The organism is Actinomadura sp. KC06, assembly GCF_004348735.1.
In the GTDB taxonomy this organism is placed as follows: domain Bacteria; phylum Actinomycetota; class Actinomycetes; order Streptosporangiales; family Streptosporangiaceae; genus Spirillospora.
Genome location: NZ_SMKT01000224.1, coordinates 1 through 11,170 on the forward strand (window position 1 = coordinate 1; position 11,170 = coordinate 11,170).

Genomic DNA, 11,170 nt, shown 5'->3' on the forward strand with positions numbered 1-11,170 from the left:
CGCCCGCCCCGGAGATCGGCCCCAGGGCGAACGGCGCCGTCGACCCCGTGCCCGACCCCACGGCGCGGCTGCTCGACCGCCTGACGGAGGCGTGCGAGACGCGGTTCGAGCGCGCGAGCATCCGGCGCATCGTCCCGCCGCCCGGCGAGGACGGCCGCGCAGACCCGCCGCACCTGCTGCTGACCCACCTGGAGGACGGGTTCGTCCGGCAGTACCGCATCGGCGCCCACGTGGGTCAGGTCACCGAGGCGGACGTGGACGCGTTCGTCCGCCATGTGCACGCCGACGGCACCGACCACGGGTCCGAACTGGTGTACCTGGGGCCCGCACCGGCCCGTTCGCTACGGGACGACGCGCTGCGACGCGGCATCCGGGTGCGCAGCCTCACCGAGTTCCAGGGGCTCGTCGACCTGTCCGAGTACGTGACGGCCCAGACGGGACGGCTTTCCGCAGGCGGCCTGTATCCGCCGACCCTGTACGTCCCGCAGCGCTACCGGGAACTCGACCGGCTCCGCAGCGACACCGCGTCCGGCGAGGAAAGCCATTCGATCACGGAGGTCCGCCAAGACGTCGTCGGCGAGATGCTGCGTCTGCTGGCCGCCGACCACGGACGGTTCCTGCTGCTGCTCGGCGACTTCGGCCGCGGCAAGACGTTCGCCCTGCGCGAGCTGGCCCGCCGCATCCCCGAGGAACTCCCGCACGTCATCCCGATCCTGATCGAGCTGCGGGCACTGGACAAGGCGCACTCGGTGGACGGTCTCGTCGCCGCGCACCTGGCCAACCACGGCGAGGAGCTCATCGACCTCAAGGCGTTCCACTACATGCTCCGCCAGGGACGCATCGTGCTGCTCTTCGACGGGTTCGACGAACTCGTCACGCGGATGACCTACGACAAGGCCGCCGACCACCTCGACACGCTCCTGCAGGCCGCCCAGGACAAGGCCAAGATCGTGGTGGCGAGCCGCACGCAGCACTTCAAGTCCCAGGCGCAGGTGCTCACCGCACTGGGCGAGAAGGTCGGCGTGCTGCCGCACCGGCGCGTCCTCGGGCTGGAGGACTTCGCGCCGCCGCAGGTCCGCTCGTACCTGCTGAACCGGTACGGCGACGAGGACGCGGCCGAGGCGCGCCTGGACCTCCTGGCGGGCATCGAGGAACTGCTGGCGCTGACGTCCAATCCGCGGATGCTGTCGTTCATCGCCGACCTGCCCGACGAGCGGCTCCGCGCGGTCGCGCAGGCGCGCCGTGCCGTCAGCCCAGCCGACCTGTACCACGAGATCCTGTCCTCGTGGCTGGCGTACGAGGCCGACCGGGTCGGCGGATCGGGCGGCCCGTCCGGGCTGAAGGCCGACGACATGTGGCGTGCCGTGGGGACGCTCGCGCTGCGGCTCTGGGAGGGCAACGAGCAGTTCCTGCGCCTCGCTGAGCTCACGGACGTCTCTGACACGCTCACCGGCCTCGCCGGAGGACGCATGTCGCCGCACCAGGTGACGCACGCGGTCGGCGCCGGAAGCCTGCTGATCCGCACCGACGAGGGCCTTTTCGGGTTCATCCACACGTCCGTCATGGAATGGCTGGTCGCGCGGCACATCGCGGACGAGTTCGCCAAGGGCGCGGCACCGTCCGCGCTGGGACGCCGTGCCCTGACCCAGTTGACCGTCGACTTCCTCTGCGACCTCGCCGACACCCGCGCCTGCCAGGAGTGGGCGGGCGGGGTGCTCACCGACCCTGACGCCGATGACACGGCCCGCGCCAACGCGATCCGCATCACCACCCGCCTGCGCACACCGGCGCGTACCGATCTGCGTGGCGCGCGCCTGCAGGGCGAGGATCTGTCCTACCGCGACTTGCAGGAAGTGGACCTCACGGGCGCTGACCTCACCGACGCGCAGCTCGTCGGCGCGAATCTGTCGCGCGCCGTCCTGAGAGACGCGTCCCTCGCCGGGGCGCGGCTGGACGAGGCCAACCTGGCCGGCGCCGACCTGCGCGGCGCCGACCTGTCCCGGGCCCGCCTGGCCCGCGCCGACCTGCGGGACGTCACCGTCGACGGAAGCCGCTGGACGCGCGCCGCCCTCGTGGACGCCATGCTCCCCGACCGGATCGCCAACGCGCCCGAACTGCGCGAGGCCGCGATCGCCCCGGGCCGTCCCATCGACATCCAGATCGCCCCGCCCGCCGTCGGCGTCCCTTACGGCTTTCACTTCCAGACGAGCCGCCTTCCCCATCCACTCGCCTACAGCCCGGGAGGATCCGTCCTCGCCGTGGGCAGCGAGGACGGCGGTGTCCTAGTGTGCGACGCCGTCACGGGCGTTCCGCTGCGCACGCTCCAGGGCCACACCGACCGCACCTACGCGGTCGCGTTCGACACACCGGGCAACTTCCTGGCGAGCGGTTCCGCGGACGGCACCGTCCGCCTCTGGGACCTCGCCACCGGCCACACCGCCCACACCTTCACCGTCCACCCCGAAGGCGTGTGGCCGGTCGTCGTCGGCGGACGCTCCCCATCGGGCGCCGACCTCGTCGCAGCGGGCGCCGCCGACGGGACCATCCGCGTCTGGGACGCCGCGTCCGGCGCCCTACTGCACGAGCTGCCCGGACACACCGCGCCCGTCTACACGGCGGTGTTCGACCCCGCGGGCTCACTCATGGTCACCGGCGACGCAGGCGGCACGCTACGCGTCTGGGACCTCGTCACAGGCGCCCTGCAGCGCGAGCTGACGGGGCACCGGGGCGCCGTGTACCGGGCTGTGTTCCACCCGGACGGCTCCCTCCTGGCCGCCGGCGACCAGGAAGGCGCCGTCCGGCTCTGGGACATCCGCTCCGGCGAGATCAGGCAGGAACTCCTCGGCCACACCGGGCGCGTCTACGCCATCGCCTTCCACCCGGACGGGAACCTCCTCGTCACCGGCGACACCAACGCGTCCGTCCGGATCTGGGAGGACGGGCTCCAGCGCACCACCCTGCAAGGCCACCGGGGCGCCATCTACCAGGCGGCGTTCAGCCCGGACGGCGGCCGCCTCGCCACCGCCGACAGCGCGGGCGCCGTCCGCCTCTGGGACCCGCGGAACGGCCGGCAGCGCCTCGAACTGGCCGGGCACCGCGGCGCCGTGTGGCCGTTCGCGTTCCGCCCGGACGGCGCCCAGCTCGCCACCAGCAGCAACGACGGCACGGCCCGCCTGTGGGACGCCGAGACCGGGCAGTGCCGCGTCGTCCTGCGCGGCCACGGCCGCCGCGTCACCGGCGTCGCGTTCAGCCCGGACGGCGGCATGCTCGCCAGCAGCGGCAACGACGGCCTGGTCCGGCTCTGGGAGCCGCGCTCCGGACGGATGATCCGCGAGCTGCGCGGCGTCGCCGACAACCTCACCTCCGCCGCGTTCAACACCCGCGACTCCCAGCTCGCCACCGCCACCAACGACGGCGGCGTGCACCTGTGGCAGGCCGGGACCGGCACGTTCGAGCGCGAGCTGCACGCGGAGACCGACCACGTGTGGGCGCAGGCGTTCTCGCCCGCCGGGGACGTCCTCGCCACCGCCAACGACGACGACTCCGTCCGGCTCTGGTACTGGACGACCGGCCGCGAGATCGTGAACCTCGCCGACCACAGGGGCCGCGTCCGCTCCATCGACTTCCAGCCGGGCGGCGCCCTGGTCGCCACGGGCTGCGACGACGGCCTCGCCAGGCTCTGGCATCCGCGCACGGGCGAACTCACCGCCGTCCTGCGCGGACACACCGACCGCGTCTACCGTGTGGCCTTCTCGCCGTCCGGGGAGACCCTCGCCAGCGCCAGCAACGACGGCACCGTCCGCCTCTGGGACCCGTCCACCGGTGAGTCCCTGCACACCCTCACCGGACACACCGGCCGCCTGTGGACGACCGCGTTCCACCCGTCCGGCACCCTGCTCGCAAGCGCGGGCGACGACATGCTCGTGCGCCTCTGGGACCCGTCCACCGGCGAGTCCTTGCACACCCTCACCGGACACACCCGCCGCATCTGGTCGGTCGCGTTCAGCCCGGACGGCGCCCACCTCGCCACGGCCGGCGACGACGGCGCCATCATCCTGTGGGACGTCACCGACCAGACCGCCCCCACGCGCCGCGCCACCCTCCTCGGCCTGGCCGAAGGCTGGGCCGCCCTCGCACCCGACGGTCGCTACAAGTGGGAGGGCAACGCCACCGCCGAATTCTGGTACGCCGTGGGCATGTGCCGCTTCGAGCCCGGCGAGCTGGACGCCTACCTGCGCGAAGTCCACCAGCTCCCCCTGGACGCGCCCTTCTGAGCCCGTCTCCGAGCGGCTCCGGCCGTCAGAAGTCGAAGACGTGGCCGTGCGCGATCCTGGCGCATCCGTCATTGGTGATGGTCCGGGAGAACGGCTTGATCGGCATGCCCCGCCAAGTCCCGGCCGCGGCGGCGTCCACCGGGATCCAGACCTGAAGGCACCCGGCCGTCTGCGGTGGAACCCGCGCGATATCGCCGTTCACAAGGGCGAGTTCGGCGCAGGCGGCCTTCGCGTTCTTATGCGTGCCGCCGACGGGATCGCAGGTCAGCGTCGCGAAACGAGGCTGCCCGCTTTGCTGCGGGACGACTTCGAGCTTGATCTCCGTCGGCGCCCCGGGCGAATCGGCCGCGACGGCGGGAGCTGCGGCGGCGACACCGCCCGCGACCAGGCTTAATCCCAGAACTACACGAAGCGTGACGCGCGCCATGACATCTCCTTAGAATGGAGCGGTTCACACGATTACACCATTCATTCGAGATGCCACGACGTCCGAATGCGGCCATGCAAGCGTGATCACGCGATGTGCCGTATTAAGGGCACCCCATAACGAGACCCATCACCTTTTGCGATACCCGCTCAACGGCGAACGGTGAGAGATTCCCACAAGGCGTCGACCTGGGATTTCAGGTCGTCGAGCGTGCCGGAATTGTCGATGACGTGCGTGGCGACGGCGCGGCGCTCCGCGCGGGACGCCTGGCTGGCCATGCGGGCGCGGGCGTCGTCCTCCGTCATGCCGCGCCGGGCGACCAGCCGGTCGAGCTGGACCTCCTCGGGGGCGTCCACGACCACGACCTCGTCGTACATCTCCGCGAGGCCGTTCTCCGCCAGGAGCGGGACGTCGTACACGACGACGGCGTCGGCGGGGGCGGCGTCCATCAGCTCCTTCGTCCGCTCCCCCACCAGCGGGTGGACGATCCCGTTCAGCGCCGCGAGCCGCTCGGGATCGGAGAACACGATCCGGCCGACCTTCGCGCGGTCGAGGGCGCCGTCCGGGAGCAGCACGTCCTCGCCGAACTCCGCGACGACCGCGGCGAGGCCCGGCGTGCCCGGCGCCACCACCTCGCGGGCGATCTTGTCGGCGTCGATCACGACGGCGCCGCGCTCGCGGAGGCGGGCCGACACCTCGCTCTTGCCCGACCCGATCCCGCCGGTGAGTCCCACTTTCAGCACGGACTCACCCTAGCCGCCGGCCTTCCCGGCGGGGACGAGGGGTTTGCGCATGTGGACGAGGGTGAGATGCGCCGCGACGCGCTCCCGGTGCGTCTCGGCGTAGCCGAGCCTCCGGTACAGGCGCAGGTTCGTCTCGCTGAGATGCCCGGTGAACAGGACGCACGCGTCGGCGCGTCCGGTCACCTCGTCCTCCAGCGCGGCGAGGAGCCGCCCGCCGATCCCGCGGCCGTGCAGGTCGGGGACGACGACGAGCCGCCCGACGAGGCACGTGTGATCGCTGAACTGGGCGCGGACGGCGCCGACGAGACGTCCGTCCAGCACGGCCTTCAGCACCACCGCGTCACCGGCCAGGACCTTCTGGAGCTGCTCGGCCGACTCGACCAGAGGGGGGATGAACGGGTCGCCGTAGAGCTGCGCCTCCGTGACGTAGGCGGCGCGCTGGACGGTCAGGATCTCCCCGGCGTCCTCCGGGACGGCCCGCTCGATCGCGACCCGCGGCTCGCCCACGGCACCGCTCCCCGGGGCGGGGCGGGCCCCGGCACCGACCGGGTTCGCTTCGCTCATGGGTCGACCTTAGCGGCGGAACGCGGGCCCGGTCCGCTCAGCCGCCGATCCGGACGGTCACCGCGACGGGATAGTGATCCGAGGCCCGGGAGACCGGAACGTCGTACTCGGTGACGAGGACACCGTCCGACCCGAAGATCCAGTCGACATGCGCGCCGTCCGCCCTGGTCGGGGACGAGTCGTCGCCGATCGCGGCGCTGCGCAGGTCGGTTCCGTCGGTCATCGCGGCCAGTTCCGGACTGCCGGGCTCGGCGTTGAAGTCGCCGCCGATCAGCGTGCGGGGCGCGCCGCCCCAGGCCCGCAGCAGCGCGGCGATCGAACGGGACCGCTCGTCCGCCTTGTCGTCGCCGCCTTCCAGGTGCGTCGACCACACGTCCATCGTGGTGCCGCCGACGCCGAGCCGCGCCCAGACGTAGCCGCGGATCTGCGACCAGTCGCCGCGCGGCATGCGGCCCGTCCCGGAGCTGCGCACGGGCAGCGAGGTGAGGATCGCGTTGCCGAACTGCCCGTCGGCGGCCGGACCCCAGATCAGCTTCATGCCGAGGCGCCGCGACAGCCACACGCCGACGTCGGCGGTGCCGGACAGCAGCGAGCCCCGTCCGGCCTCCTGCAGCAGGACGACCTGGGCGCGCTGCCCCTCGATCACGCGGGCGATGCCCTCCGGGTCGAGGCGCCCCGACTGGTCGACCGCGTCGTGGATGTTGTAACTGAGCACGCGCACCGTCCCGGGGACGGCCGCGGTCTGCGCCTTCCCGTCCGGCGCGGCCACGGTGAACACCACGGTCCCGGCGAGCAGGCCGAGCGCGGCGCCGCCGGCGGTGAGGGCGCGCAGCGGGGCGCGGGCGGGCAGCGGGCCGCCGCGGGCGGCGGCGATCGCGGCGAGGGCGCCGAGCAGGATCCCGGCGAGGCCGGGCAGCAGGTTGTTCGGGAACGGCAGCGGCGACACGGCGCTGACCTGGTACGGGACGAGGATCACGACGATGAGCAGGCCGCCGATCGCGGCCCCGGCGTCGATCCGCCACACCGGCCCGCCGGTCCCCGCGCGCCGCAGCGGCGCCCGGCACGCGACCGCCAGCAGCCACGCTGACAGCACCTGCCCGAGGATCACAATCGGCACGACCTCGATGCCGGAGACCGCGTACGTCCCGGCGACGGCTCCGGCGCCGACCCCGAGGACGGTGCCGCCGAGCACGCACACCCCGCCCGGCACGGCCCGGACGGCGAGGCCGGACGCGAGGAACGCCAGCGCGAGCCCCTGCCCGACGACGATCACGACGTGCGCGGCGGTCAGCGACCGCCAGCCCGACGACGCCACGAACGCGGGGCTGGACAGCACGAGCACCTGGAGCGCCAGGAACGGTCCGAACGCGGCGGCGCCGATCGCGTCTCGCCAGGAGATGCCGGGCGCGTCGACCGGCCCGGACGACAGCTCTCGGTACAGCGCGGCGGCGCCGAGGCCGACGAACGCCAGGCACGCGAGCCAGGGCCCGACGCCCGAACGCCACACCGGGTCCCAGGTGGCGAAGCACATCCGCACGGCGGTGTCGATCGACAGCCCGGCGACCGTGGCGGTCGCGAACCCGACGCCGGACAGGCCGCGGGCGCCCTCGTACAGCGCCGCGACGGCGATCATGCCGATGGCGGTGCCGGCGAACGCCAGCCAGGTGCGCGGGTCGATGGCCTGCGCGAGCAGCCGGACGGCGAGGAGCCCGCCGACGCCGGCGATCAGCAGCCCGCGCGGTCCGGCGGCGCGGCGGATCAGCGGCGCGACGAACCCGGCGAGGTACACGGCGAGGACGCCGCCGGCGGCGACCCCGGTCCCGGCCGAGTCGGCGAACCGGTCGAGCTGGGGCAGCGAGAAGCGGAGCGTCTGCGCGAGCACCGCGACGGTGACCGCGATCAGCGCGAGCCTGGCGGGGCCCCGCGGGACGATCGGCGGCCCGGCGGGGGCGGGGCCGCCGGGCCTCGTGCCTACCTCTGTGCTGGCCACTTGAACATGTGCTCCGGGAAACGAGCGGACCTTCGGGATGAAGGGACCTTCGGGACGACGGCGAGGCTACCGAACCCGGCGCAGCCGAGCACGGCCGGAGCGCGATCCCGGGGGATCGTTCTCCGGCCGTGGTCGGTACGTCACCGGCCGCCGCGCGGGGCCGTGATCACAGGATCACGGGCCCGCCGCGGACGGCGTGCGCCCAAAGGTGCGGTTCAGCGATGGCTCACTGGCCGCCGGACAGCTTCTCCCGCAGCGCGGCGAGGGCCTCGTCGGTGGCGAGCGCGCCGCCTCCGGACTCGCTCTCCCCGCCGCCGGAGTAGGACGTTTCGCCGCCGCCGCCGGAGCGCTCGCCGCCCGAGCCCGCGGGCTCGGCTGCGCCGGCCTCGGCCTCGGCCTTGCGGGCCTCCTCGATCTGCCGACGGTGGGCGTCGAAGCGGGACCGGGCCTCGGCGTACTGCCGCTCCCAGGTCTCGCGCTGCTCGTCGAAGCCCGGCAGCCACTCGCCCGTCTCGGCGTCGAAGCCCTCGGGGTACTTGTAGTTCCCCTGGTCGTCGTACTCGGCGGGCATCCCGTACAGGGTCGGGTCGAAGTCCTCTTCCTCGACTCCGGCCGCGCCCTCGTTGGCCTGCTTGAGCGACAGGCTGATCCGGCGCCGGTCGAGGTCGATGTCGATGATCTTCACGAAGATCTCGTCGCCGACCTGGACGACCTGCTCGGGGATCTCCACGTGCCGCTCGGCCAGCTCGGAGATGTGCACCAGGCCCTCGATGCCCTCCTCGACGCGGACGAACGCGCCGAACGGCACCAGCTTGGTGACGCGTCCCGGCACGACCTGCCCGATCTGGTGGGTGCGGGCGAACTGCTGCCACGGGTCTTCCTGCGTCGCCTTGAGCGACAGCGAGACCCGCTCGCGCTCCATGTCGACGTCCAGGACCTCGACCGTGACCTCCTGGCCGACCTCGACCACCTCGGACGGGTGGTCGATGTGCTTCCAGGACAGCTCGGAGACGTGCACGAGCCCGTCCACGCCGCCGAGGTCGACGAACGCGCCGAAGTTGACGATGGACGACACGACGCCCTTGCGGACCTGGCCCTTCTGCAGGGTGTTGAGGAAGGTCTGGCGGACCTCGCTCTGCGTCTGCTCCAGCCAGGCGCGGCGGGACAGGACCACGTTGTTGCGGTTCTTGTCCAGCTCGATGATCTTGGCTTCGAGCTCGCGTCCGACGTACGGCTGCAGATCGCGCACCCGCCGCATCTCGACCAGCGAGGCGGGCAGGAAGCCGCGCAGCCCGATGTCGAGGATGAGACCGCCCTTGACGACCTCGATGACGGTCCCGGTGACGATGCCGTCCTCGTCCTTGATCTTCTCGATCGTGCCCCAGGCGCGCTCGTACTGGGCGCGCTTCTTGGACAGGATCAGCCGGCCCTCCTTGTCCTCCTTCTGGAGGACGAGGGCTTCGACGTGATCGCCGACGGACACGACGTCGTTGGGGTCGACGTCGTGCTTGATGGACAGCTCGCGCGAGGGGATGACGCCCTCGGTCTTGTAGCCGATGTCGAGGAGGACCTCGTCACGATCGACCTTGACGACAGTGCCCTCGACAATGTCGCCGTCGTTGAAGTACTTGATGGTCTCATCGATCGCGGCGAGGAAGGCTTCCTCTGACCCGATGTCGTTGACCGCTACCTGCGGGGTGGTCGAGGTGGCCTCGGTGCTGCTCGTCATGTGTCGGCTGGCTCCGGTACGGACATGGAAGTCGTATGGGTTGTGCGCGGAGGGCCGGTATCCGCCCTGCCGAAGACCGGAATGGGACGCGGTCGCTGCCGCGTCATAGAACCGAACCGTTGTCGCCGACCTGACCGAGCGCGAGCCTGCTCCGTCCGAAGCGCGCGCAGGCCCACAGCGCAGCGATCAGGATATGGGACCGAACTCCCGTGGTCAATCCGGTCGGCGGCGCGCCGTCAGTAAGTTCGCGCCCGCGCGCGGTACGCCCCGTCCAGCCGGTCCTCGGCCGTCTTCGGAAACGTCACGGTGTTCGGGTCTCCGTCAGATGTGTACCGCTCATCAGGGTTTTTGTCCAGATACTCAAGCCACGCGGTGGAGCAGTACTTCGTGCAGTCGTTCTCTTTGATCTTGCCCTCGGACCGCACGCGGTCGATGTTCCACCGGTCGAACTCCTCGGCGAACGGCGACGGCGACGGCCGCCACCCCGCCAGGAAGATCCCCTGGAACGCGTACCGCGCGCCGTCCTTCTGCGCCCACTTCTCCTTGCGCGGCACCGACCCGAACGGATACGCCAGCGTCGCCGTGTGCGCCCCGGTCAGGTGGAAGATCCGGTCCTCCATCCCGCCGATCTCGTCGCGCACCTTCTTCTCGGACAGGCCCGCGAGATTCGGATGGCTCATCGTGTGGTTGCCGAGCTCGAACCCGTTCTGCGTCAGCCACTTCAGCGCCACGGTGACCGGGCTGCCCTCCAGCCCGAACAGCTCCTTGTTCAGGAAGAACGTCGCCGTCGCCCGGAACCCCGGGTTCTCCTGGGCCACCTGCTGGATGATCGCCACCGCGGTGTCCGGTTGCGGCCGCCCGGACGCGTCGAGCGCGAAATGCCCGGGGGTGCTGTCGTCGAACGTCAGAACCACGGGATGCTTCCCCGCCGGGACGTTGAACCGCCCACTCGCGAACTCCCCCGCGGTGATCGGGCAGTACCCGCCCTTGGCGAGCCGCGTCAGCTCGTCGTACAGCTCTTTGGTCGACCGGTCCAGCGCCATCTCGGGCTTCTTCACGATCCGGTGGTACATCAGCACCGGCACCTGGCCCAGCTCGTTCGCCTTGGCGGCCGCCGCCGCGGGCACCGCCGCCGGTATCGGCCCGGTCGGGCTCGCGGACGCCGAGGGCGACGCAGACTCGCCAGGCCCCGGCGTCCCACTCGCCTTGGCCGCACTGGCGGCGTCGGCCGTCCCGGACGAGTTCCCGGCCCGCTCCGCCGCGGGCGCGTTCTCCCGCGCCCGCCGTTCACCGGGAAGCGTCAGCCCCAGGATCACGGCGCAGACGATCACGACTCCAGCGATCTTGTGAAGCAGAGGCACGGTACCCCCCGCCGGTCGACCCGAACAGGACCCGGGGACAGAGTAGGCCCCCCAGGACATCTATGGACACCCGCTCCCGTAC

General features: G+C 72.1%; 7 protein-coding genes. 1 reads left to right on the forward strand and 6 read right to left on the reverse strand.

Translation table 11 applies throughout. The features are described from left to right. Positions 1-4,274 (forward strand): pentapeptide repeat-containing protein (locus tag E1287_RS39055; RefSeq protein ID WP_131970475.1); only part of this gene is annotated, 4,274 nt, incomplete at its 5' end. Between the two features lie 25 nt (positions 4,275-4,299). On the opposite strand, the gene E1287_RS39060 is transcribed toward E1287_RS39055, so the two are convergent. The 6 genes from E1287_RS39060 to E1287_RS39085 form a co-directional block, all read right to left on the reverse strand. Beyond that, the gene (locus E1287_RS39060) at positions 4,300-4,701 is read right to left on the reverse strand and encodes an SSI family serine proteinase inhibitor (RefSeq protein WP_131970476.1); all 402 of its coding nucleotides are present in this window, start codon (positions 4,699-4,701) and stop codon (positions 4,300-4,302) included. A 149-nt stretch (positions 4,702-4,850) separates the two neighbouring features. Next, entirely contained in the window at positions 4,851-5,444 is a 594-nt protein-coding gene (gene coaE, locus E1287_RS39065; protein ID WP_131970477.1) for a dephospho-CoA kinase, read from the reverse strand. 9 nt (positions 5,445-5,453) lie between these two features. Continuing rightward, the gene (locus tag E1287_RS39070; protein ID WP_131970479.1) at positions 5,454-6,008 is read right to left on the reverse strand and encodes a GNAT family N-acetyltransferase; all 555 of its coding nucleotides are present in this window, start codon (positions 6,006-6,008) and stop codon (positions 5,454-5,456) included. Between the two features lie 37 nt (positions 6,009-6,045). After that, on the reverse strand, positions 6,046-7,998 hold the full coding sequence (locus E1287_RS39075; protein ID WP_131970480.1) for an endonuclease/exonuclease/phosphatase family protein: 1,953 nt from the start codon (positions 7,996-7,998) through the stop codon (positions 6,046-6,048). A 226-nt stretch (positions 7,999-8,224) separates the two neighbouring features. Then, entirely contained in the window at positions 8,225-9,727 is a 1,503-nt protein-coding gene (gene rpsA, locus E1287_RS39080) for a 30S ribosomal protein S1 (RefSeq protein ID WP_131970482.1), read from the reverse strand. Between the two features lie 236 nt (positions 9,728-9,963). Then, entirely contained in the window at positions 9,964-11,088 is a 1,125-nt protein-coding gene (locus E1287_RS39085; RefSeq protein WP_131970484.1) for a polysaccharide deacetylase family protein, read from the reverse strand. Positions 11,089-11,170: the final 82 nt, after the last annotated feature.